A 24295-nucleotide genomic window follows, 5' to 3' on the forward strand; every position below is an offset into this window, starting at 1 on the left:
GGACCAATATGGCCGTTTATTTTTCAATAATCTTAGTGGTAATTACTGTGCTTACCGGCATAGTTTGGTGTGCAGATAAATTTTATTTAGCATCGCAACGTAAATTAAAAGTAGCACAAGCTCAAAGTGCAGCTAAAGCTCAAGGCGCTTCGGATTTGCCAGCTGATACTATTGCAACACTGATGGAGCCATCTCCCTTAGTTGATACCTCAGTGCAAGTGTTTCCTGTTATCGCATTTGTTTTGATATTACGCTCTTTTATTTATGAACCCTTTCAAATACCTTCTGGCTCGATGATGCCAACGTTACTTGATGGCGATTTTATTTTAGTTAATAAATTTAACTATGGCTTAAAAGATCCGGTAGCTAGAAATAAGTTTTTTGAGGTTGGCTTGCCTGAGCGCGGTGATGTCGTGGTGTTTAAGTACCCTCGTGACCCACGTATTGATTATATCAAGCGGGTTATAGGTTTGCCGGGCGATCGTGTTATTTACCGTAATAAATCTTTGTATATCAAAGCTGCTTGTCAAGCATCTGATGCCAAATGTCCTGAATTTGAACAAGTTGTCAATACGTTTACCGACAAATATCAAGGCCCTGATGCTGAAGATGGCATGAATCAATTTGAAGCAGTAATGCTTAATAAAACGCATAACATTTTAAATGATCAATATACTATGCCTCGAACTGGGCATTATTTTAAGCAAGCTGGCACCGCAGCCGATGAGTTTTTGGTGCCTGCAGGTCATTACTTTGTTATGGGCGATAACCGTGATAATTCATTAGATGGGCGCTTTTGGGGTTTTGTGCCCGAAGAAAACTTAGTAGGTGAAGCGGTTGCTATTTGGATGAGTTTTGATTTTGAGCGTCCAGCGGATAGCTTTTTACCTCGTTGGGTTCCAACGAATGTACGCTTTCACCGTATTGGCGCAATTAACTAATGAACAATAAAAGCCAAGCAAACGCTTTAGCGATAAGCCAACTGTCAAAAAGGCTTGGTTATCACTTCTCTGAGCCCGAGCTACTGATACAAGCATTAACGCACCGAAGTGCAAAAGGTCAACATAATGAAAGATTAGAGTTTTTAGGTGACTCTATCTTGGGTTTTGTCATAGCCGAAGCGCTTTTTGAGCAATTCCCCAACCATGATGAAGGCGACTTAACACGTATGCGTTCAAGCTTGGTTAAAGGGGTAACACTGGCAGAAATAGGTAGGCACTTTAAATTAGGTGAACACCTAATTTTAGGTCCGGGTGAATTGAAAAGTGGTGGTCACAGACGAGAGTCAATTTTAGAAGACGCCATTGAAGCCATTATAGGTGCTGTGTATTTGGACTCTAATATTACACAGTGCAAGCAGCTAATTTTAAATTGGTTCGATAAGCGCCTTAGTGAAATTAAGCCGGGAAACGAGCAAAAAGACCCTAAAACGCGTTTACAAGAATATCTTCAGGGGCGAAAAATTCCATTGCCGCAATATGATGTGATCGACACCCAAGGACAGTCTCATAATCAAAAGTTTACTGTGCGTTGTACTACTGAGGTGATTGACAATGAAGTTATCGCCGAAGGAACTAGTAGACGAAAAGCGGAGCAAGCTGCAGCTCAACAAGTGTTAATATTGCTAGAGCAGGTGCTTAAGCAACAAAAGCAGACTAAACTTAAAAAAAACGCTGTTAAGCTTGGTCAAACAATGAAAAAAAAATCAACCAAAAGTAAACATAAAAAGCTAAATCTTAAGGTAAAATAGTTAATGAATGATGAAACCACCCACGCCGGGTTAATCGCTATCGTCGGTCGCCCAAACGTAGGTAAGTCAACCTTACTTAATGCCTTACTAGGTCAAAAAATTAGTATCACATCTCGCAAGCCACAAACAACCCGTCATCGAATTTTAGGTATTTTGACCGAAAAAAATAGACAGGCTGTGTTAGTTGATACCCCAGGTTTACATTCTGATGAAAAACGCGCTATTAACCGTTTGATGAACCGTGCTGCCGCTAGCTCTATTGCTGAGGTAGAACTGGTAGTGTTTTTGGTTGAGGGTACGCATTGGACAGAAGATGACGAATTAGTGCTGAATAAGATTAAAAAAAGTGGCGCACCCTGTATTTTGGTAGTGAACAAAACCGATAATATTACCGATAAAGATGAATTATTACCTCATTTACAAAAACTTGGCGCCATGCATAACTTTAGTGAAATAGTGCCTATTTCTGCTAGTAAAGGCCATGGTGTGGATACTATTAGTAAACTGTGTTTAGCGAGTTTGCCTGAAAGTGTCTTTTGGTTTCCAGAAGATCACATAACCGATAGATCAAGTCGCTTTATGGCATCAGAAATTATTCGTGAAAAATTGATCCGTTTCACAGGAGAAGAATTACCTTATTCAACTACTGTAGAAATCGAACAATTTAAAATGGATGACAAAGGAGTCATCCATATTAATGCCTTGATTTTGGTTGAGCGTGAAAGTCAAAAACGTATGGTTATTGGTAATAAAGGCGAACGCATGAAAACTATTGGTCAAGAAGCCAGACGAGATATGGAAAACTTATTTGACAGCAAAGTGTTTTTAGAAACCTGGGTTAAAGTAAAGTCTGGTTGGGCTGATGATGAGCGGGCATTGAGGAGCTTAGGTTATGGCGATGATTATTCCGGCTAATCGTTAGAAGCTATAATTATTGCGTTAGATTAATAGGGTCACAAATAATGTTCCATCAACGCTATGTCTAAGCAATTAATAGAGCAACATGCCTTTGTTCTGCATTCTCGACCGTTTCAGGAAAATCAGCAACTATTGGAATTGTTGACAGAACATGAAGGGAAACTATCTGGCCTTGTGTATGTGGGGCAATCTAAACGCTCAATTAAAAAAGGTATGGTACAGCCTTTTTTACCATTAAAAATTAGCTACAAAAACCAAAACACGTCGTTAAAAAGACTAACTCAAATTGATGCAATCGCAAATGCTTTTACTTTAAGTAAAAATAGCCTTTATAGTGGTTTTTATCTGAATGAACTACTCGTACGATTACTAAATGATGATATTGTTTGTGAAGGGCTATTTCAACAATATCAGTTAACATTGCAGGGGCTAGCTCAAGGTTTGCCAATAGCGCCCCAGCTAAGGCAGTTTGAATTAAGCTTGTTAGCCGAACTCGGCTTGTCGTTTGATTTTAGCCCGGTGTTTAACAAATACAGTGAACAGGTGATGGGTTTTTATTTTATTGCTGAGCAAGGTTTTGTACCCGCTTATCAGTATGCCATAAATACGATTACCACACCTTGGTTTAAAACCCACCACTTACAGGGTATTGCTGAACATATTTATCATGGTAAAGTGCTAGAAAGTAATGAAATAGAGCAAACGTTTAAGTTGTTAATGCGTGATGTTATTCATCATTTACTTGATGGTAAACCACTAAACAGTCGCAAACTGTTTGAAAAAAGATAATATGCCTTGTGTAACTTCATACCAAACTATAACCCCAAGATAGAGAGAATAAAATGAGTGACTTACTTTTAGGTGTTAATGTTGACCATATCGCCACATTACGTGAAGCTAGGGGTACAAATTATCCAGACCCTGTTTATGCTGCTAGTGTAGCTGAGCATGCTGGTGCCGATGGTATAACGGTTCATTTACGTGAAGATAGACGCCATATTCAAGATCGCGATATTCACGTGCTCAAACAAACACTGCATACCCGAATGAACTTTGAAATGGCGGTTACAGATGAAATGGTTGCCATAGCCTGTGATGTTAAACCGGCATTTTGCTGTTTAGTGCCTGAGAAAAGAGCAGAGCTTACTACCGAAGGTGGATTAGATGTAGTCAGTCAGCTAGATAAAGTAACAGCAGCAGTTAAAAAATTAGCGGCAGTTGGCACACAAGTAAGCTTGTTTATTGATGCTGATACCGTTCAAATAGATGCGGCGTTAGCTAGCGGTGCACCATATATTGAGATCCATACGGGTCAATATGCTGATGCTCCAACCGAAGCAGAGCAACAAGCTGAACTAGCGCGTTTAATTAAAGGCATTAAATATGCGCATAGCCTTGGCTTAAAAGTGAATGCTGGCCATGGCTTAAATTACTTTAATGTTAAACCTATTGCCGCAATTTCAGAAATTATAGAATTGAATATAGGGCACGCAATTATTGCCAGAGCGGTAATTGACGGGCTAGATAAAGCGGTGCGTGATATGAAGTCTTTAATGCTTGAAGCTAGGATGTAAAAGTACCCTTTAGCACACAACTTTGTGTAAACACCTAACGCTATTAAGGAATAAAAATGCCTATAGTTGGTATTGGCACTGACATTGTAGAAATTAGCCGTATTTCAGAAATGAGCGAGGTGACGCGTGATCGCCTAGCTAAGCGTGTGCTTACCCCTAATGAATATCAATACTTTTGTCAAAAGAATGCACTTTCTATCATAAGTGCAGCTCATTATCTTGCCAAGCGATGGGCTGGCAAAGAAGCAACTGCAAAAGCCTTAGGTACAGGGATAGCTGATGGCGTTTCCTTTCAACATATCGAGATCAAAACATTGGCTAGCGGACAGCCTATTCTTGAGCTGTCATGCCGAGCTTTAGCTCTGGCTCATGCACTTAATGCAAATGTTTGGCATATATCCCTTGCTGATGAAAAACGTTATGCCACTGCTTTTGTCACACTTTCATAGGCTTATACCCGTTATTAATAAAAACTTAGGCTAAATTTCTTTTTGCTTGTTTTATGTACTATACTTTGATCGGAGTATGAATATTCTGGTCTTTAGTCTAGGTGCATATCTTAGTGATTGATATGACCAAGCTATGAAAATGAGGAATTGTTATGCATGCACAAGAAAAGCCCATGGTCGAAAGGCGGCAACGTGCGCCTGAGCAATCTATTTGGTGGAACAAGTTATCATTAGCTCAAAAATTTTCTGCTAGCAGTCTTGGAAAATTTGGTTACGAATTATCTTTTGTGCGCAATGACAATGGTCACAGCCTTGCTGTGTTAACCTGTAGCTCAGGAGTAGCAGTAATTACCGAAGATGGTGATATAAATACATCGCCTGATATTAATATTAGAGATTAATATTAGGGATTAGTATCAGGCGCTATTATTAAGGGGGAAACTCGAGAAAAACAATAGCAATGTGAGCATAGCTATCATAATGAGCGCTTTACTCAAATAGCGCTAATATCAGTATTGAATTGTGTTCTATGTTAACTGTGACAATATTTTAGGTGCTTGCGTTAACACTAATGCTATTTGCTCAAAAATTTCGAAAAACTCAGGCTCTAAATCACTGACCTCAACCTCTTTTTTCAATTGCGTTTCTAGTTCATGACAAATTGCGCTTAATCCTGGCACACCTGTACAACTACAAGCCCCATTTAATTTGTGGATGAGTCTTTTCAATTCAACGCTATCTTGTGCTTCAAGCGCACTGGTAATATTTGTTTGATTGGCAGGCAACTCGGCAATAAGCCCAGTTAACATTTCTTTAGCAAGGTCTTGATTATTGTTGGCCCTTGTTAGTGCTAAGGACCAGTCAATAATGGCGCTGGTATCAGAGCTAATGGCTGGAATTGCTGGTAGTTTTTTCGCAGCAGGTTCAGGTATGGCATAATGTTTACTTTTTAGAAAGTAGCTAACATCGCAATACTCATAAATAATATGGCTGAGCATAGTTTCATCAATAGGCTTGGTCATGTAAGCGTTAAAGCCCTGCTCTTGCATTTTTTCTTTTTCACCACTTAACGCATGAGCCGTTACAGCAATAATCGGCGTTTGTTCATTATAAGAATTATTTCTGATGGCTTTGAGTGTTGTAATGCCGTCCATAATCGGCATTTGTATATCCATAAATATTAAGGAGAATACTTCACTCTGGCATAATGTTAATGCCTTCATGCCGTTTTCAGCAAGCACAACATCAGTAACTTGTTCAAGTAATAATGCATTGATCAATTTCAAGTTAGCCTCATTATCATCCACGGCTAATACTTTTATTGGTAAAATTTGTTTCGTTGGCGCAGATAAGCTTTCTGGCTCTGCGAGTAAAACAGTATGAAGTTCTTTGGTTATTATCGGCTTACTTAAACAACTGAGTGCGCCACTAGCAATGAGCGCATCATGCAGGCTAGGTGAGTTACTGTTAATCGCTATATGTACTTCAGGTATTTTGGCTTTAACCTGGACGATGAGTTTTTTTAAGCTACTTAATGCGGTGGATGTATGGTCATGACCGATTAAGGCAAAGTCAAATTTTACAGGGTCGCTGCTATCTTGATCCAATAATTGGTTTAATAGCTCAATACTTTCTACTGTGGTGACTTGCATTTGCCAATTAAGTAAGGTCTGGTTTGTGGCAGCTCTACTATGAGAGTGAGGCTCATAATATAAAATAGACTTATTAGCTAAACGTGAATGTTCATGCTCACTAGCTAGCGCCAAGGTGTTGAAGCCACACTCAAAATCAAACCAAAAAGTTGAACCTTGGCCTTCAACAGAGCTAAAACCAATGTCGCCTTTCATTTCATAAGCTAACCTTTGAGAAATAACTAAACCTAAACCTGTACCGCCGTATAGTCGGGTAATACTTTGATCCGCTTGTGCAAAGGCTTTGAAAATTGTTTGCTGCTGCTCGTTGTCCATACCGATACCGGTATCAGCAACGGTTATTTTTATCGCTGCACGTTTGGCATTAATAATTTTATAGGTCACATCAATAGTTACCGAGCCATATTCAGTAAATTTAATGGCATTGCTGACCAAATTATTCATGATTTGTTTGACGCGCATGGCATCACCTAATAATGAATCAGGGATTGCATGGTCAATGTTTATAGACAATTCAATGTCTTTTTTGTGGGCGCTTGGGGCTAGTAAAGTTAAATTTTCTTCCAGTGAGTCCCTGAGAGAAAAAGGAATACTTTCAATGACCATTTTCCCCGCTTCAAGTTTTGAAAAATCGAGGATATCATTAATAATCGAGAGTAAATTATGTGCTGAACGATCGATAGTTTGCAAGTAATCGCGTTGAGAGTCATTTAAGGGAGTTTTTAATACTTGTCGGGTAAAACCGATAACACCGTTTAATGGTGTTCGTAATTCATGACTCATATTCGCTAAAAATTCAGATTTTATTCTATTTGTTTCTTGTGCTTTTTTCTTCGCTATGCTCAATTCTACGTTCTGTATTTCATATTGCTCTAGGCTTTCTCGCAAATCTAGTGTTGCTTGATCAATATTGCTTTGCATCTCATTTTGATGGTTGCCTAAGGACTGTGCCATAGCATTAATACCATTTTTTAAAAAATTTAACTCACTCACCAATTGTCCGCTAACGCGACTTTCAAGTTTTCCTTCTCGAATTCGATCAATGGCATGCACCATAGAGTTGATAGGTTTTGTGACTTTTTTCATTAACTTGAGTGCAAAAATGCTACTGAGGAAAATAGAAAATATAGCGATGGAAAAGGCAATAATATACTGACTTTGTTGTTTTAATTTGATCGCACTTTTATCAATGTAAACAGCAATATAACCTAAAGGCGTAGCAACATCTTTATTGCCGATATTCTCTTCAATGACTGGGGTGCGGAAAATAATAGCGTTGTTAACATGTTCTCCTTGAGTATAAGCAGGAATTTGCGCTCCTGGCTTTAATCTGAGTAAATGGCTACTGCCATTGTATGCACTGGTAACAAACATTTGGTTATCTAAAGAAAACACTGTGATGCTTTTAACTAAGTTTGATTGGCTCCGATGGGCTTCACTGATAATAGCTCTAAGTTGTGCTCGATTGTTGCTAACAAGCGCGCCTTTACTCGTGATTGCTAAAGGCTCAATAATGCTTTGCGCTCTTAAATTTAAAGATTGATCTAGCTCGACACTGCGTATATAGGAAAAATAGCCAGCTAAACCAAAGCCAATAAAGGCTGTTGGTATTATAGTAAGCAAAATCACCCAATCTTTGAGGTTTATTTTATACATTTTCAGTCGTACTTCATATCATAACTAGTGTAAAATGATCATCCTGATAAACAGTATAATGTCATATGCTTAGATAAATTACACTTTTTAGTTGAGTTCAGTTTTAGCTATTTAGGTTAGGCATAAAGAAAACACCTTAGGCAAACTAACATGGCAAATTTTTTTAAAGCAAAGACAAACAAGCCAGCATCACCCCAAGTAAAAGATATTTTAACCGTCAATATAGATAAATTAGATTCCCATGGCTGTGGTGTCGCTTATTATAGAAAAAAACCGGTATTTATTTCTGGCAGTTTACCTAATGAAAGTGTTGATATTAGACTAGTAGAACAAAAAAACAAATATGCGCGCGGCAAGTTGCTTTCAGTCAATAAAGCGAGCACCAGTAGAGTAGAAGCCAAATGTCAGCACTTTAGTGTATGTGGTGGTTGTGACTTACAGCACCTTGAGTACACAGAGCAGCTGAATTTTAAACATAGCAAAGTAAGCTCGCTATTTTCACGTAGCGATATCGACGCTAAGATTGTCCAACATCTACCTTGGCAAGCTCCCATTAAGAGTGCGCCATGGCATTATCGCAGAAAAGCGCGGATAGGTGTGCAATTTGATAAGCTAGCCAAAGCCACTATTGGCTTTAGACAAAAAGCCACTAACCAGCTTGTTGCGGTTAAATCATGTCCGGTATTGGTTGAGGCAGCAGCAGATATTTTTCCCTTATTGTCAACGCTCATTGACCGATTGACGGTAAAAAAAGCCATTGGTCATATTGAAGTGTTATATGCAGATGATGCTGAGTACATGCTGGGTAATCAAGGCGGAGCTAACTCTGCAAAAAAACTGGTTTTGCTTGTTCGTCAGATCAGAGCGATTAATGATCATGATCGACAAATTTGGCATGAATATGCGGTCAAACATCACTGGCAGGTTTGTTTTCAAGAGTCCGACCAAAATGAGGAAACTGCACTAAGCTATAATACAAAAAACCAGTTGAGTTATCCGTTAATTGAAAATATTAACATTCGCTTTTCAAGTGATGATTTTGTGCAAATAAACCAAGCGGTCAATGTCGCTATGGTTGAGCAAGCGCTAAATTGGCTAATGCCAGAAGCCAATGATCATGTACTAGATTTATTTTGCGGCCTAGGAAATTTTAGTTTGCCCCTAGCGAGTAAGGTAAGCAAAGTTATTGGCGTCGAAGGTGTACAGCAGATGGTAGACAAAGCCAGTGCGAATGCTGCTTACAATAAATTGGATAACTGCCGCTTTTTTCAAGCCGATTTAAACAGCCAGTGGTTGGCGGCTGAAAGCTTACACCCTTGGGTAAACAACCATTTTACTAAAGTACTGTTAGATCCAGCGAGAGCTGGCGCCGAAATAGCCGTTGAGCAAATTGCCAAAATGGCAATACCCACGGTGCTCTATGTAAGTTGTGAACCTAGCACATTAGCCAGAGACTGCCAGATTTTGCTATCTCAAGGCTATAAAATAGAAAAAATCGGTTTAATTGACATGTTTTCTCAAACAAAGCATGTGGAGACTATGGTATTGTTAAAACGATTACATTCATCAAAGTAACGTGTCGCTTGATTGATATCATAGGACACTTTATTCGAGCAAAAATCAAGGAATAGTCATGGTTTCGGTGCGTAAATCTCACCAAGTTGTCAGTGTTGATTTTAATCACTGGCTGCAAGAGCAATCTTTAACCGCAGCAAAAGAAACAGCGTTAGTGCAGCTATGGGAAAAAGTTGCGCCGTTTTTTCAGCAACAACAAGTTAGCCTATTGAAGTCAATGGAAATGGTTGAGATCCTTTCTCAACTTAATCTAGATGCTGATTCATTAACCGCTGCGTTTTTAACGCCATTATTTGATAGCAATATAATTGACCAAGAATGGGTACAAGAAAACTGTAGCAAGGATATTAAGCTACTGTGCCAAGGCGTGGAGCAAATGGCCGCGATAAAGGGGCTGAATCAGAAAAGCAGTGCGGGCAATGTTGATAATATTCGCCGCATGTTATTGGCGATGGTAGAAGATGTACGTGCGGTCGTTATCAAATTAGCCGAACGTTTATGTGATCTTCGTGAGCAAAAAAATAACGATGAAGAAACCCGAGTATTAGCGGCAAAAGAAAGTGCTAATATTTATGCGCCACTTGCTAACCGTCTTGGTATTGGACAATTAAAATGGGAGCTAGAAGATATTTCTTTTCGTTATCTTCATCCTCAAGTTTATAAGAAAATTGCTAAGCTGCTTGATGAAACACGCCTTGAACGCGAACAATATATGAATGACTTTGTTAATAATTTAAATCAACAATTGCAAGATTTAAACATTAACGGCACGGTTTATGGACGTCCTAAGCATATTTATAGTATATGGAAAAAAATGCAGCAAAAATCGTTAGATTTTGAACAACTGTTTGATGTTCGTGCGGTGCGAGTTGTGGTTGAGAAAGTGCAAGATTGTTATTCTGCATTAGGAGTAGTACATACCCAATGGCGTCATTTGGCTAAGGAGTTTTCGGATTACGTTGCTACTCCGAAAGCGAATGGCTATCAATCCATTCACACTGTGGTTGTTGGTCCTGAAGGGAAGTCAGTTGAAGTGCAAATTAGAACACAGCAAATGCATGATGATGCTGAATTAGGTGTGGCTGCACATTGGCGTTATAAAGAAGGCAATGCAAGCGGTAAAAGCAACGGCTTTGATGATAAAATTGGCTGGTTGCGGAAAATATTACAATGGCAAGATGACGTGGCAGAAAGTGGTGAATTACTTGATGAACTGCGCAGCCAAGTGTTTGAAGATAGAATTTATGTGTTTACTCCGTCAGGAGATGTTATTGACTTACCCATGGGCTCAACACCGTTAGATTTTGCCTACTATATTCACTCTAACGTCGGACATTGTTGTATTGGTGCTAAAGTATTCGATAAAATAGTACCATTTACTTATCGCTTAAAAACAGGCGATCAAGTGGAAGTGTTAACTAGCAAACAGCCTAACCCAAGCCGCGATTGGCTTAATCCTAGTTTAAATTATATATACTCGTCCCGGGCACGTGCCAAGGTGCAACATTTTTTTAAGTTGCAAGACCGAGACAAACACTTGGCACAAGGTAAAGAATTATTTGATGCTGAAATAGCAAAATTTAATTTAACCCTAACCTCTAGTCAACTTAAAGACGCCGCCGAGCGCTTTAATGTAAAAAGTGTTGATGATTTATATGCTGCAATTGGTTCAGGAAATGCACGATTGCAACAAGTAATAAATTACTTTAAACAACTGGATGAAAAGTTAAAGCCTGCGCCGGAGCTTGATCCGCAAAGCTTAGTGAGAGAATCAAGTGTTGGTAAAAAACCTAGCACAGATAATAATGGTATAACGGTTTCAGGGGTGGGGAATTTATTAACGCATATGGCAAAGTGCTGCTCGCCGGTTCCTGGCGATGCAATACACGGTTTTATAACCCAAGGTCGAGGTATTTCGGTGCATCGTGCTGACTGTGAGCAACTGGCTAATTTACTTGAACAACATGCCGAGCGTTTAGTTGAAGTGCAATGGGGGCTTGATGATAAACAAAGTTACCAAGCAAGTGCATTGATTATTGCGAGTGATCGCCAAGGGTTGTTTCGTGATATCTCAACTATTATCGCTAATGAAAAAATTAGTATTATCGGTATTGAAAGTAACACTGATAGTGCCAAACAAACCATGAGTATGAAGATAACGATGGAAGTTACTAGCAGCGAGCTGTTGACGATAGTATTAGAAAAGCTTCATCAACTTGATGATATTATTGACGTTAAAAGGTTATAAGGTGAAATGTTAAAAGAAAAACCATCAATCGAAAAACTTCGCTGGATAATGTCACAATTGCGTGATCCTGAAACAGGTTGTCCATGGGATATAAAACAAAATTTTGCTTCAATTACCGCCCACACCATTGAAGAGGCCTATGAGGTTGTTGATGCCATTGAGCAACAGGACTTTACCGAACTCAATAAAGAGTTAGGGGATTTGCTATTTCAGGTGATTTTTTATAGCCAAATGGGGCAAGAGCAGCAATTATTTGATTTTGATTCCGTGGTAGCATCTATTTGCGAGAAGCTTATTCGCCGTCATCCCCATGTGTTTGCCAATGCAGCGCTCACCAGTGACGCACAAATAAAAGCTAATTGGGAAAATGAAAAAGCCAAAGAGCGTCAAATAAAAAACCAGCAACAATCAATAAGTGTCTTGGCTGATATTCCAAAGCACTTACCGGCACTATCGCAAGCAGCCAAAATTCAAAAACGCTGTTCGCATGTTGGTTTTGATTGGCATAATACCAAGGATGTATTTGCTAAAATTGAAGAAGAAGTACTTGAAGTCAAAGTTGAGTTAGAAGCAAAAGAGGTTAACCCAGTAGCACTTGGCGAAGAGCTTGGTGACTTAATGTTTGCAGTGGTTAACCTATGTCGTCATGTCAAACAGGATCCTGAAACCTTATTACGTCAAGCGAATAAGAAGTTTACCAAGCGATTTCATGGGGTTGAGGCACAAGTAGAAGCGTCAGGTAAAGATTTTTTAGCGCATGATTTAGCGCAATTAGAGCAGTATTGGCAACAGGTTAAAGTCCAAGAAAAATTATTAGCAAGCAAAACAAAAGAGTAGACGCCTTGTATGAGCAAAACACCATCTTTACCTGATAGTCACGTGGCTGTCGGCTTAACTAACCCTAAGAGTCCTAGTAATGTTGGGGCAGTGATGCGTGCTGCAGGCTGTTATGGCGTTGATCAAGTGCTCTACACGGGTAATCGCTATGCACAAGCGGCTAAATTTAGCGGAAACAAGCTCAATACCGATACCAAAAATGCCCGTGATATCATACCGCTATTAGCCATTGATGACTTTAAAAGCGCTAAACAAGTGCAAAACTTACCCGAAGGCACTAAAATTATCTGTGTAGATTTAGTTGAAGGCGCAACGCCGTTGCCGCACTTTCAACACCCAGAGCAAGCACTTTATATCTTTGGCCCCGAAGACGGAACCATTAGCCAAGGTGTGATCAATAGTGCCGATGAAGTGGTTTATGTGCCCACTTTAGGTTGTATGAACTTAGCTGCTTCAGTTAATGTTTTATTATATGACCGTTTAGCTAAATCATTAGTTAACAGCAAGCAAATGCACAGTGATAATGTTTTGATAAGAAAAAGCAGAGATACCAATAACAAGGTTAAAGTGTGCTCTTCTCATCATTTAACCAATGGCTAGTACTAAGGGGCGAGTTGTGAATTTAAACCAAGAATCGCTAGCAAAAAACAGTGAGGCTGATGCTAATACAGAGAGTAAGCCTGACACCACACTTAGCCTTGATGCCTGCCCTGTACCTCATTCTTCACGGGGTAAAATCAAGGTGTTATTGTGGAAAGCAACCGGTGTTTTTTGTATTGGGCTCGCTATTCTAGGTGCCATCCTGCCCATTTTGCCAACTACAGTTTTTTTGATTATGGCTACCGCTTGTTTTGCTAAATCATCACCCAGAATGCAACGAAAACTATTGAACAATAAAACCTTTGGACCATTAATCAATGAATGGCAGCAACACCGCAGTATTCCAAGAAAGTCTAAACGAATTGCACTGTTGATGATCGTGCTTTCAGTTGCTTGGTCTGCCTATTTATTACAAGATCTGATGTTGACAATGCTGGTCGTGTTACTGGTTATTTGGCCCATTGTTTTTTTGTGGCGTTTACCTGTGAGTAAATAGCGCTTTTAAAGCCCCTAAGCTAAGGCTTTACTTACTAATGTGGCTAAATGCTCAGGTAAGCTCAGTTTAAGTGCAATAGTATGCGCCTCTTCAGACATTTTCTTCCACGTCAGCTGTACAATGCGAATAACTTTAGCTTCATTGTCTTGTGCTAAATATTTACGCGCAAAATCATCAAAATAATGACTAAGAAACACTAAACAAGCCACATCTTCTAAAGTCTGACTATCAGGGTTAGTCTTTAATTGCTCTTTACGAATAATCGCCGCTGTTTGCGTTGCTTGTACTTGGCTGTAACCTTGCTCTAGCATAAGTGTTGACGTGAGCTCAGCATGAAATTTTCCTAAAGCAATTCGCCATTGGTAATAACCTGCCTTGCCGGTGGCAAAGTCAGTGCGTTTTAAATGCCAGCGTTTTATGTGCTGAGCACGAACCGCTATTTGCAATAGCTCACTTGCTTGCGGCCAATGTTGTGCTAGGCAAGCGCTCATTCGTTGCCCATAAAGTAACTCTTTGGGGTGTGCTACACCGTCGATGGTTGTTAAGTTAGTGTCTTGACGGTTTATTTCGTCAATAGCGGATAAAACACGAGTTAATTGATTTGTCATTGCGGCATCATATAAAAAAATAATAGCAATATCATAACGATTAATTGGATAGAAAAAAATGCTTATTTTTACTATTCAATAGCGGGTTGTTATTGTTGTTGTCCTTGCTTTTACGTATAATACTTTCCCGTCCTGCTTTATTTGCATTTACCTCGTTTTATATTCGTTTTTTAGTCTGATGTTGACTAACATTATCGGTATTACTTGGCAGAATCCATAAAATATAAAGCACATAATTTCTGTTTTCCTTACATCGGTGTAGACATGACAACTAGATATGTATTTGTTACTGGCGGCGTAGTTTCGTCTCTTGGTAAAGGTATTGCGGCAGCCTCATTGGCAGCAATCCTTGAAGCGCGTGGTTTAAAAGTAACTATGCTGAAACTCGACCCTTATATTAATGTTGATCCCGGCACTATGAGCCCAATTCAACATGGAGAAGTATTTGTAACCGAAGACGGAGCAGAAACAGATTTAGATTTAGGTCATTACGAGCGCTTTATTCGCACCAAAATGACTAAGTTAAATAACTTTACCACAGGTCGTATTTACCAAGATATTTTAGCGCGTGAACGTAAAGGTGAGTTTTTGGGCGCAACCATACAGGTTATCCCTCATATTACTAATGACATTAAACGTCGGGTAATTGAAGGAGCCGAAGGCTACGATGTAGCAATGGTTGAAGTCGGCGGTACGGTTGGAGATATTGAATCGCAACCCTTTTTAGAAGCTATCCGTCAATTAGCTACTGAAGTGGGGCGTGAACGTGCCATGTTTATGCACTTAACTTTAGTGCCTTATATTGCAGCAGCAGGCGAAATCAAAACTAAGCCAACTCAACATTCGGTTAAAGACTTGCGCTCTATTGGTATTTTTCCGGATATTTTAGTTTGTCGCTCAGACCGCGCTTTACCTAATTCAGAACGCGCTAAAATAGCATTGTTTTGTAATGTAGAAGAAAAAGCCGTAGTGTCGATGCGTGATGTTGACAGTATTTATAAGATCCCAGCTTTATTAAAAGCGCAAGGAACCGATGAGTTAGTAACCAATCGCTTTGGCCTTGACTTGCCTGAAGCTGATTTAACTGAATGGGAAGAAGTGCTCTACCATGAAGCAAACCCTAAAGGTGAAATTACTATCGGCATGGTTGGTAAATATATTGAACTACCAGATGCTTATAAATCGGTAAATGAAGCGTTAAAACACGCAGGATTAAAAAACCAAGTCACCGTTAATATTAAATATGTTGATTCTCAAGATGTTGAAGTTAAAGGCGTTGACATTTTAAAAGACTTAGATGCTATTTTAGTTCCAGGTGGTTTTGGTGAGCGTGGCGTTGAAGGTAAAATTTTAACGGCTCAATATGCCCGTGAAAACAAGGTACCTTATTTAGGTATTTGTTTAGGCATGCAAGTCGCTTTAATTGAGTATGCTCGCAATGTGGTTGGCTTAACAGATGCCCACAGCACTGAATTCAATGAAGAAACACCACACCCAGTGGTTGGTTTAATCAGTGAATGGTTGGATGAAGAAGGTCAAGTTGAATACCGAAGTGAGGCATCAGATCTAGGTGGTACCATGCGTCTAGGTTCACAATTGTGTCACTTAGTGAAAGACACCAAAGTGTGCGACGTATATGGCAGTGAAACAATTTATGAAAGACACCGCCATCGTTATGAGGTAAATAATAACTACCGAGAACAATTAAGCCAAGCCGGTTTGATCTTCTCGGGCTTATCAACCGATAAAAGTTTGGTTGAGGTGATTGAAATAGCCGATCACCCTTGGTTTATTGCCGGACAGTTCCATCCTGAGTTTAATTCGACTCCACGAGATGGACATCCATTATTTGAAGGCTTTGTTGCTGCAGCGTTTGAGCATCAAAAACAGCAATCAAGTTAATCAATATTCTATAATAAGCCGTAATCTATGTTGCGGCTTTTTGTTTTTATAAATACGCAAACTGTAAGTATGAGTACCCGCTAAAAGAATGATCTCTTTTATGCGAGCGCTGTAATTCTTACCAGTGCCTTAGTTTTTTCAATTTAAAGGAAAGATAATGTCAAAGATCAGTAAAATTTTAGCACGTGAAATCATGGATTCTCGCGGTAACCCAACAGTTGAAGCCGATGTGTATCTAGAGTCAGGTGCTTGGGGGCGTGCAGCTGCACCTTCTGGCGCTTCAACAGGCTCTCGTGAAGCACTAGAATTACGTGATGGTGATAAGTCACGTTATTTAGGTAAAGGCGTATTAAATGCGGTAGCTGCCATTAACAATGACATTACCCCAGCGTTAGTTGGACAAAGTGCCCTTGAACAAACCAATATCGATAACATCATGATTGAATTGGATGGCACAGATAACAAAGAAAAATTTGGTGCTAATGCTATTTTAGCGGTATCACTAGCGGTAGCAAAAGCTGCTGCAGCCGATAAAGGGGTACAACTATTTGAACATATCGCAGATTTAAATGGCACGCCGGGTGTTTACAGTCTACCTGTCCCTATGATGAACATCATCAATGGTGGTGAGCATGCAGATAATAATGTTGATATACAAGAGTTTATGGTGCAACCTGTTGGCGCTAAAAACTTTACTGAAGCGTTACGTATGGGCGCTGAAATCTTTCACGCCTTGAAAAAAGTGCTGTCAAATAAAGGCTTAAATACTGCTGTAGGCGATGAAGGTGGCTTTGCCCCTGATTTAGCGTCAAATGCTGACGCACTCGCTGTGATTAAAGAAGCGGTTGCTGCTGCTGGATATAGCTTAGGCTCTGACGTAACCTTAGCAATGGATTGTGCTGCTTCAGAGTTTTTTGACTCTGAAAAAGGTATTTACGATCTTAAAGGTGAAGGTAAGCAATTTACCTCAAATGAATTTTCTGATTTCTTAGGAGAGCTTTGTAAAGAGTACCCTATTGTGTCCATTGAAGATGGCTTAGATGAGTCGGATTGGGATGGCTTTAAATATCAAACTGACTTATTAGGCGATAAAGTACAAATTGTTGGTGATGACTTGTTCGTTACTAACACTAAGATTTTACAAGAGGGTATTGATAAGAATATTGCTAACTCAATCTTGATTAAATTCAATCAAATTGGTTCATTAACCGAAACCTTAGCTGCCATTAAAATGGCGAAAGACGCTGGTTATACTGCAGTAATCTCACATCGCAGCGGTGAAACTGAAGATGCTACCATTGCTGATTTAGCGGTAGGTACTGCGGCGGGTCAAATTAAAACAGGCTCTTTATGTCGTTCAGATCGTGTATCTAAATATAACCAGTTATTACGTATTGAAGAATTTTTAGGTGATAAAGCGGTTTATAATGGCCTAAGTGAAATTAAAGGCCAATAACGATTAACTTGATGACTTTTTTCTTAAAGTAATCAGATTAATCGTATTAGTGCGGGTCAAAAAAATAAAACCGAGTCAGCAGTGGCTCGGTTTTTCTTTATCTGACATTGTATTTTTTATCATCTATCAAGTATGCTTAAAGGTTAAAACATAACTTATTGATTTATTAATTGATGTCCCAAAACTCCTTGTGGCAAAGCCAAAAGCAAAATAATGATTTTGCAGAAATTTGTAATGCGCTTTATGAGCGGGAATTGCGTTTGCTTGCCAATGCAAATATTGACAGCGTGAAAAAAATTCAAGGACGTATCAAAAGTTTATCTTATTACATTAATCGCACGGCTAATTTGATGACGCAAGTGCATCAGCAAGGTGGCTCTCCGTTAACGTTAGATATTCAAAATGCCAGTTGGTCAGCTAAACAGGCGGCGAAATTGCCCCTCAATAACCAATCAACAGATGATGTTTGTTCCTGGTATTTATCTGATAAGCTAGTACTAGGTTTAGTAGTGCCAATTGTTAATAGTCAGCACATCAGTTTAGATTGTATTGATAGGATTGATGATCAAAACCGTCGCATTCACACCAATACGTTAGGCTGGTTTTCACTTATGCCACCAAGTAATGAGGGCGGTAAAAAAACGTCAAGGTTATTAAAGCCCAACAAAAAAGTGATGCTTGCGGCTTGTGCTGGACATACTTGGCAACATCACGACAGTACTATGAAATTAAGGCCAGCCATGCTTAGCTTGCGAGAATTATTAGTTTCTTGCGCGATTAACTGGAAAGACTTTAAACAACCATTAGCCTTATAAATAATAAGCCCATATAATACTAACCATAGTTTATTTCTTTTAGGTAATCATGCGCGTTTTTACAGCACTGTTATTGATAGTTTTTAGCTTATTGCAATACCGACTGTGGTTCGGTAAAAACAGTGTGCCTGATTATCTAGCGTTGCAAGATGAGGTTATTCGCCAGCAGTTAGCCAATGAAAAACTTAAACAACGTAATAAGTTGCTTTATGCAGACACCGATGATCTTAAATTAGGTACTGAAGCAGTAGAAGAGCGTGCAAGAAATGAACTTGGTATGATCAAAGAAAATGAAACCTTTTTTAGATTAATCCCCAATAAAGAAAATTTAAACAAAAACCGCACAACCCAGGAGTTGCTTTAGTTGTGAGTAATCCGTTGTTGTTATCAGAAAACCAACAGTTTGTTGTGGTTGTTCCTGCTGCTGGCGTTGGAAAACGCATGCAGGCATCATGTCCTAAGCAATACCTAACGATTAATAATCAAAGTGTGTTAAGTCATACAGTCAATCGTTTGCTGGCGCATCAACGAATAGCCAAAGTGATTGTAGCCATCAGTGAAACTGATGAGTATTTTGCGGCAACTAGTTTAGCTCAAAACCCGGATGTAATTTGTGTTTGTGGTGGTAAAGAGCGTGTAGATTCAGTACTCAATAGTTTAAAAGTGATGCAACAAGCGGAGTGGGTACTCGTCCATGATGCAGCTAGGCCCTGTGTTACTCATCAAGATATAGATAACCTAATTGACCATTGCTTGGTCAATAACCAAGGTGGAGTTTTGGCTGCACCAGTTGTTGATACCATGAAAGTTGCTGCTAAGCCACAGAGTAATGAAACAGGCTGCTTGCGGGTACATAACACCATAGATCGCAGCTGTTTATGGCAGGCATTTACCCCACAAATGTTTAAAACCAATGAATTAAAGCAAGCAATAGAGCAAGCATTAACTAATGGGGTGCTCATTACTGATGAATCTTCGGCGATTGAAAGTGCAGGTTTACCAAGTGCCTTAGTGTTAGGGCGACGAGACAATATAAAAATAACACGACCAGAAGATTTAGCACTGGCGCGTTTTTATTTAAATGAACAAGCAAAAGGCAAAGGATAAAACATGCGTATAGGCCATGGTTTTGATGTACATAAATTTGGTGGCAAAGGACCATTAATGTTGGCAGGAGTGGCAATTCCCTATGAGCAGGGATTTGTGGCGCACTCAGACGGCGATGTGGCTATTCATGCACTTTGTGATGCGATACTTGGTGCGCTATGTTTGGGGGATATTGGTAATCATTTTCCAGATAGTGATGGTCAATATGAAAATATTAGTAGCCGAATTCTATTGCGCCATGTAGTAGCATTAATGAAGGAAAAAGCCTATCAAATAGGTAATGCCGATATTACCATTATTGCTCAAGCACCGAAAATAGCCCCCCATCTATTAGCCATGCGCCAATGTTTAAGCGAAGATTTACAGTGTGATATTGAACAAGTCAATGTGAAAGCAACAACCACTGAAAAGCTAGGTTATACCGGAAGAAAAGAAGGCATTGCTGTTCATTGTGTGGTGCTGCTTCAAACGAGCTAGCCATAATTCATTATTTATATTTTTCAAAGCGTTTCATATACACTTTTATAAGGAATAAGATGTTACCAGAACTTGCGTATTTGCACGGCAAACCACAATCTAAGGGGTTACTCAGAGTTAAGCAAAGCGATTTTAAAGTAATTGAACAGTTACCTTTTTTGCCCTGCGGAGAAGGTGAACATTTACTTATTTATATCAGAAAAACAGGCGCGAATACTGTTTTTGTAGCAAGAGAGCTAGCCAAATACTTTCAGGTAAAAGAACAACTAGTGTCTTATGCGGGCTTAAAAGACCGATTTGCGGTAACTGAACAGTGGTTTGGTATTCATGTTCCGGGTAAAAAGAACTATGACTTAAGCGATCTTGTTATTGAGGGGGTTGAAGTCATTAGTTATGCCAGACATAACAAAAAGTTGCGTACAGGCGCATTAACCGGCAACCGCTTTGAATTGATCTTACGTGATGTAACGGCACTGAAAGCATTGCAACAACGTTGGCAAACGATTGTTGAACAAGGCGTACCCAATTATTTTGGTGAACAACGTTTTGGTATTGATGGTGGTAATATTGATAAAGCTACAGCATTATTTTCAGGTACTAAGGTTAAAGATAAGAAAAAGCGAGGTATGTATTTATCGGCTGCCCGTTCTTTGATTTTCAACGCTACGATTAATGAACGTATTAATCACAACCTATTTGCCAAACCAAGGGTAGGTGATGTTGTTATGCTAGCGGGAACTCAGTCAGTATTTCACCTAGATGAGGTAGACAATAGTATCAAACAGCGTTTGGCAGATAAAGATATCGATATAACGGCACCAATGTGGGGCGCGGGAGAGTTAATGACTAGTGCCGACCCCCAAACTTTAGAGCAAAGCGTTGCTGAACGTCACTCAGTGTTGTCTCAAGGCTTACCTCGCTTTGGTTTAAAGCAAGAACGTCGTCGAATTCGACTTATTGTTCAAGACCCAAGTATTGATGTTTTACCTAGCGAGGATCCAGTAAACAATGTATTACCGGCGGTAACCCTTAGTTTTACCTTAGCCGCAGGCTCTTATGCAACCACAGTCTTAAGAGAGTTACTTGACTACCAAGATTGCACTCAACGAGTCGTTGTTAATGAAAATGTTAAGGTGGACCAGAATATCTAATGAAAATTTTATTAAGTAATGACGATGGTGTGCATGCCTTAGGTATTAAAGTATTACAACAAGAATTGATTAAACATTTCGAGGTAACCGTGGTTGCACCCGACAGGAATTGTAGCGGTGCAAGTAACTCACTAACTTTGCTTAACCCACTAAGAGCACAGGCACTAGACAATGGCTTTTACTCGGTTAATGGCACGCCTACCGACTCTGTCCATTTAGGCGTTAGTCAGTTGGTTGCATCAACACCAGATTTAGTGGTTGCAGGTATTAATAAAGGCCCAAACTTAGGTGATGATACCTTATATTCAGGAACCGTTGCTGCCGCAACCGAAGGCCGGCATATGGGCATTCCGGCTATTGCTGTGTCATTACTTGGCAAGCATGAACAGTATTATCAAACGGCCGCGACCATTACTGCAAAAATTATCAAACGTATTCAATTACATCCGCTAGGGCATGATCAGATACTCAATATTAATGTCCCTGATGTGCCGATGCATGACATAAGAGGGATTAAAGTTACCCGTCTAGGTCACAGGCACAAAGCTGAAATGATGAAAAAGATGCAAGACCCTTGGCAGCGAGATATATACTGGTATGGGAGCTTGGGGCAAGAGCTTGATGGTGGTGAAGGAACTGATTTTCATGCAGTGGCAAATAATTACGTCTCAGTGACCCCCCTCACTGTAGATATGACAGCACATAACAGCATAACTAACATCAGAGAATGGATAAGTGAAGTAACCTTATGATGACGTATACAAAAAAAGGCCAAACAGGGCGTAAGTTAAAACGCAGTGGTGAAATACTCGCGCAAAAACTTCAAGCTGAGGGGATTACTAACCAACAAGTATTACAGGCCATTGCTAACTCACCTCGACATACCTTTATTCCAGAAATATTAGCTCATAAAGCCTATGACAATACTGCGTTGCCTATTGGTCAAGGGCAAACCATCTCTCAACCTTATATAGTGGCAAAAATGTCAGAGTTATTGCTTGATAACCAGCAGCAACCCAAAAGCATTTTAGAGATTGGCACGGGCTCTGGTTATCAAACGTCTATTTTAGCGCAATTAACCGATAAAGTATTTTCGGTGGAACGTATTAAATCACTGCAATTTCAAGCAAAACGCTGTTTAAGAGCAATGGATTTACATAATGTCTCAATGAAACATGGTGATGGTTGGCAAGGTTGGCCAAGCAAAGCGCCTTTTGATGCCATTATTGTGACAGCGGCGGCAGCAAGTGTACCTCAAGCCTTGTTAGAGCAGTTGGTTGATGGCGGTCGTTTAGTCATCCCAATTGGTGAGCAAACCCAAATTTTAAAAATTATCACCCGTGATGGTGAGCGTTATAATGAACAACAAGTCGAAGCGGTTCGTTTTGTGCCTTTAGTGCCTGGAGCACTATTGTAATGAAATTGTTTTCTGCTATTTATGAATGGACACTAAAATGGGCTGAGCACAAATTTGCTCCAGCAATGTTAGCTTTATTAACCTTTGCTGAGTCGGTTTTTTTTCCTATTCCCCCCGACGTACTTCTTGCCCCTATGGTGCTAGCTAAGCCACAGAAAGCATGGCGGTTAGCAAGTCTTACCACAATTGCGTCGATTTTAGGAGGATGTGTTGGCTACATGCTTGGCTACCTGATGTTTGAGCCTTGGATACAACCATTAATTACTGAATTTGGTTACCAAGCCCGTTTTGATACCGCAATGGTTTGGTTTGGAAAGTGGGGCGTATGGGTGGTATTTATTGCTGGCTTTTCGCCTATACCTTATAAATTGTTCACAGTTAGCGCTGGTTTTTTACAGATGGCATTCTTACCTTTTTTGATTGCTTCTACTGTTGGTCGGGGGCTGCGTTTTTTTCTGGTAGCCGGTATTATTCAATGGGGTGGAAGTGCGATGGAGCAAAAATTACGACAATGGGTTGACGTGCTCGGTTGGTTGCTCGTTATTTTGATCCTCTGTGCTTATTTCATTTTTCGCTAAAAAAGTAATAGTCAGTACCATGATAGATATTCACTATAACAGTCAACAAAATAAAGGTATGTCCATTAGGTATCTGCCGATAACATCATATTTCAAGATCCTTTGTTGCCTATTATTTACGTTAAGTCTAATGGCGTGCTCTTCAAGAGAAAAGCCAGCACCTGTTGTAACCGTTTACGGTAGCACTCCGTTAACAAAGCAAACGCAAAATACCATCAACACCCACGAATACATAGTGCGAGCAGGTGAAACCTTATATTCAATTGCGTGGCGAGCAAATTCAGATGTACGCCAAATAGCTAAATTGAATAATATTTCACCTCCTTATAATATTTATCCAAATCAAAAATTAATTTTAGTGTCTAAAAATAAAGGAAAAAATGCTAAAGCTAGACGTATTAAGCACTCTAGTCAAAATCAGACTAAAAGCTCTAATCAGACCAGTAAAAAAGTAGTAAAAAAGACTATTGCATCTTCAAAAAAGCAAGGGTATGGTAAAAATGTAGTACAGAGTAAAAGAACACAAAGTGAGTTACCTAAGACTAATTTTTCACAAAAAATTAAACAATGGCGATGGCCAGTTAAGGGTAAGATAATTTCACATTTTTCTTCTAAGCTACAAGGTAATAAAGGGTTAGATATCGCAGGACGCCGTGGCACTAAAATTAGAGCTGCAGCTAGTGGCAAAGTCGTTTACGCAGGTCATGCGTTACGAGGATATGGTAAGCTAGTTATTATAAAACATAATGATGATTATCTTAGTGCGTATGCTCATAACGATAAAATCTTAGTAAAAGAACAGCAACAAGTGAAAGTCGGCGATATCGTGGCAACTATGGGTGATACCGACGCGCAAAGAGTAATGCTTCATTTTGAAGTTCGCTTTCGCGGAAAATCTATCGACCCTTTGAAGTATCTACCTAAAAGATAATAAGAGTTATTCCTAAGAGAATATAACCAGACAATTAAAATTGGAGTTCAGTGTGAATAGTTAATAATAAGTACCACTTTGTTATCGTTGGGAGAACA

25 protein-coding genes are annotated in these 24295 nt (G+C 39.5%); 23 read left to right on the forward strand and 2 right to left on the reverse strand.

Annotation, left to right across the window (positions count from 1 at the left end; translation table 11 throughout):
* Positions 1 to 8: 8 nt before the first annotated feature.
* The 7 genes from lepB (at position 9) to ABXG98_RS09740 (ending at position 5092) form a co-directional block, all read left to right on the forward strand.
* Positions 9 to 941, forward strand: coding sequence for a signal peptidase I (gene lepB, locus ABXG98_RS09710; RefSeq protein WP_353538474.1), 933 nt, complete (start codon positions 9 to 11; stop codon positions 939 to 941).
* Positions 941 to 1750, forward strand: a complete 810-nt coding sequence (gene rnc / locus ABXG98_RS09715; RefSeq protein WP_353538475.1) for a ribonuclease III — start codon at positions 941 to 943, stop codon at positions 1748 to 1750. Before lepB ends, rnc begins: the two co-directional genes overlap by 1 nt.
* Before the next feature lie 3 nt (positions 1751 to 1753).
* A complete protein-coding gene (era, locus tag ABXG98_RS09720) occupies positions 1754 to 2665 on the forward strand; it encodes a GTPase Era (protein ID WP_353538476.1) in 912 nt (303 codons plus the stop codon).
* Between the two features lie 63 nt (positions 2666 to 2728).
* Positions 2729 to 3457 carry a DNA repair protein RecO gene (gene recO / locus ABXG98_RS09725; RefSeq protein ID WP_353538477.1) on the forward strand — a complete coding sequence of 243 codons (729 nt, stop codon included), beginning with the start codon at positions 2729 to 2731 and terminating at the stop codon, positions 3455 to 3457.
* A gap of 53 nt (positions 3458 to 3510) precedes the next feature.
* A complete protein-coding gene (gene pdxJ / locus ABXG98_RS09730) occupies positions 3511 to 4242 on the forward strand; it encodes a pyridoxine 5'-phosphate synthase (protein ID WP_353538478.1) in 732 nt (243 codons plus the stop codon).
* A gap of 56 nt (positions 4243 to 4298) precedes the next feature.
* Positions 4299 to 4691 carry a holo-ACP synthase gene (acpS, locus tag ABXG98_RS09735; RefSeq protein ID WP_353538479.1) on the forward strand — a complete coding sequence of 131 codons (393 nt, stop codon included), beginning with the start codon at positions 4299 to 4301 and terminating at the stop codon, positions 4689 to 4691.
* Positions 4692 to 4843: 152 nt separating this feature from the next.
* Complete coding sequence (locus ABXG98_RS09740) at positions 4844 to 5092, forward strand: hypothetical protein (RefSeq protein WP_353538480.1); 249 nt, start codon at positions 4844 to 4846, stop codon at positions 5090 to 5092.
* Between the two features lie 126 nt (positions 5093 to 5218).
* On the opposite strand, the gene barA is transcribed toward ABXG98_RS09740, so the two are convergent.
* Positions 5219 to 7999 carry a two-component sensor histidine kinase BarA gene (gene barA, locus ABXG98_RS09745; protein WP_353538481.1) on the reverse strand — a complete coding sequence of 927 codons (2781 nt, stop codon included), beginning with the start codon at positions 7997 to 7999 and terminating at the stop codon, positions 5219 to 5221.
* A gap of 150 nt (positions 8000 to 8149) precedes the next feature.
* On the opposite strand from barA, the gene rlmD reads away from it, so the two are divergent.
* The 5 genes from rlmD to ABXG98_RS09770 are packed head-to-tail and all read left to right on the forward strand — an operon-like array spanning position 8150 to position 13755.
* Positions 8150 to 9574 carry a 23S rRNA (uracil(1939)-C(5))-methyltransferase RlmD gene (gene rlmD / locus ABXG98_RS09750; protein WP_353538482.1) on the forward strand — a complete coding sequence of 475 codons (1425 nt, stop codon included), beginning with the start codon at positions 8150 to 8152 and terminating at the stop codon, positions 9572 to 9574.
* Between the two features lie 58 nt (positions 9575 to 9632).
* The gene (relA, locus tag ABXG98_RS09755) at positions 9633 to 11822 is read left to right on the forward strand and encodes a GTP diphosphokinase (RefSeq protein WP_353538483.1); all 2190 of its coding nucleotides are present in this window, start codon (positions 9633 to 9635) and stop codon (positions 11820 to 11822) included.
* 6 nt (positions 11823 to 11828) lie between these two features.
* Complete coding sequence (mazG, locus tag ABXG98_RS09760) at positions 11829 to 12659, forward strand: nucleoside triphosphate pyrophosphohydrolase (protein ID WP_353538484.1); 831 nt, start codon at positions 11829 to 11831, stop codon at positions 12657 to 12659.
* A 9-nt stretch (positions 12660 to 12668) separates the two neighbouring features.
* Complete coding sequence (locus ABXG98_RS09765) at positions 12669 to 13259, forward strand: RNA methyltransferase (protein WP_353538485.1); 591 nt, start codon at positions 12669 to 12671, stop codon at positions 13257 to 13259.
* 16 nt (positions 13260 to 13275) lie between these two features.
* Positions 13276 to 13755, forward strand: a complete 480-nt coding sequence (locus ABXG98_RS09770) for a YbaN family protein (RefSeq protein ID WP_353538486.1) — start codon at positions 13276 to 13278, stop codon at positions 13753 to 13755.
* Between the two features lie 14 nt (positions 13756 to 13769).
* Here ABXG98_RS09770 and ABXG98_RS09775 read toward each other — a convergent pair whose 3' ends face one another.
* Positions 13770 to 14363, reverse strand: coding sequence for a DUF4202 domain-containing protein (locus ABXG98_RS09775; protein WP_353538487.1), 594 nt, complete (start codon positions 14361 to 14363; stop codon positions 13770 to 13772).
* Positions 14364 to 14627: 264 nt separating this feature from the next.
* On the opposite strand from ABXG98_RS09775, the gene pyrG reads away from it, so the two are divergent.
* The 11 genes from pyrG (at position 14628) to ABXG98_RS09830 (ending at position 24197) form a co-directional block, all read left to right on the forward strand.
* Positions 14628 to 16265 (forward strand): CTP synthase, encoded by a 1638-nt coding sequence (pyrG, locus tag ABXG98_RS09780; protein WP_353538488.1) that lies wholly within the window; start codon positions 14628 to 14630, stop codon positions 16263 to 16265.
* 157 nt (positions 16266 to 16422) lie between these two features.
* Entirely contained in the window at positions 16423 to 17721 is a 1299-nt protein-coding gene (gene eno / locus ABXG98_RS09785) for a phosphopyruvate hydratase (protein ID WP_353538489.1), read from the forward strand.
* 173 nt (positions 17722 to 17894) lie between these two features.
* Positions 17895 to 18536, forward strand: coding sequence for a hypothetical protein (locus ABXG98_RS09790; RefSeq protein ID WP_353538490.1), 642 nt, complete (start codon positions 17895 to 17897; stop codon positions 18534 to 18536).
* A 49-nt stretch (positions 18537 to 18585) separates the two neighbouring features.
* Entirely contained in the window at positions 18586 to 18900 is a 315-nt protein-coding gene (gene ftsB, locus ABXG98_RS09795) for a cell division protein FtsB (protein WP_353538491.1), read from the forward strand.
* 2 nt (positions 18901 to 18902) lie between these two features.
* The gene (gene ispD, locus ABXG98_RS09800; protein ID WP_353538492.1) at positions 18903 to 19643 is read left to right on the forward strand and encodes a 2-C-methyl-D-erythritol 4-phosphate cytidylyltransferase; all 741 of its coding nucleotides are present in this window, start codon (positions 18903 to 18905) and stop codon (positions 19641 to 19643) included.
* A gap of 3 nt (positions 19644 to 19646) precedes the next feature.
* Positions 19647 to 20120 (forward strand): 2-C-methyl-D-erythritol 2,4-cyclodiphosphate synthase, encoded by a 474-nt coding sequence (ispF, locus tag ABXG98_RS09805; RefSeq protein ID WP_353538493.1) that lies wholly within the window; start codon positions 19647 to 19649, stop codon positions 20118 to 20120.
* A gap of 59 nt (positions 20121 to 20179) precedes the next feature.
* On the forward strand, positions 20180 to 21271 hold the full coding sequence (truD, locus tag ABXG98_RS09810; protein WP_353538494.1) for a tRNA pseudouridine(13) synthase TruD: 1092 nt from the start codon (positions 20180 to 20182) through the stop codon (positions 21269 to 21271).
* Positions 21271 to 22023 (forward strand): 5'/3'-nucleotidase SurE, encoded by a 753-nt coding sequence (gene surE, locus ABXG98_RS09815; protein ID WP_353538495.1) that lies wholly within the window; start codon positions 21271 to 21273, stop codon positions 22021 to 22023. Before truD ends, surE begins: the two co-directional genes overlap by 1 nt.
* Entirely contained in the window at positions 22023 to 22688 is a 666-nt protein-coding gene (locus tag ABXG98_RS09820; protein ID WP_353538579.1) for a protein-L-isoaspartate(D-aspartate) O-methyltransferase, read from the forward strand. Before surE ends, ABXG98_RS09820 begins: the two co-directional genes overlap by 1 nt.
* Positions 22688 to 23266, forward strand: a complete 579-nt coding sequence (locus ABXG98_RS09825) for a YqaA family protein (RefSeq protein WP_353538496.1) — start codon at positions 22688 to 22690, stop codon at positions 23264 to 23266. The genes ABXG98_RS09820 and ABXG98_RS09825 overlap by 1 nt, the downstream gene beginning before the upstream one ends.
* Positions 23267 to 23396: 130 nt before the next feature.
* Positions 23397 to 24197, forward strand: a complete 801-nt coding sequence (locus ABXG98_RS09830) for a peptidoglycan DD-metalloendopeptidase family protein (RefSeq protein WP_353538497.1) — start codon at positions 23397 to 23399, stop codon at positions 24195 to 24197.
* The last annotated feature ends 98 nt before the right edge of the window (positions 24198 to 24295 follow it).

Origin of the sequence: Colwellia sp. KU-HH00111 (assembly GCF_040362745.1) — a bacterium.
Classification (GTDB): domain Bacteria; phylum Pseudomonadota; class Gammaproteobacteria; order Enterobacterales; family Alteromonadaceae; genus Colwellia.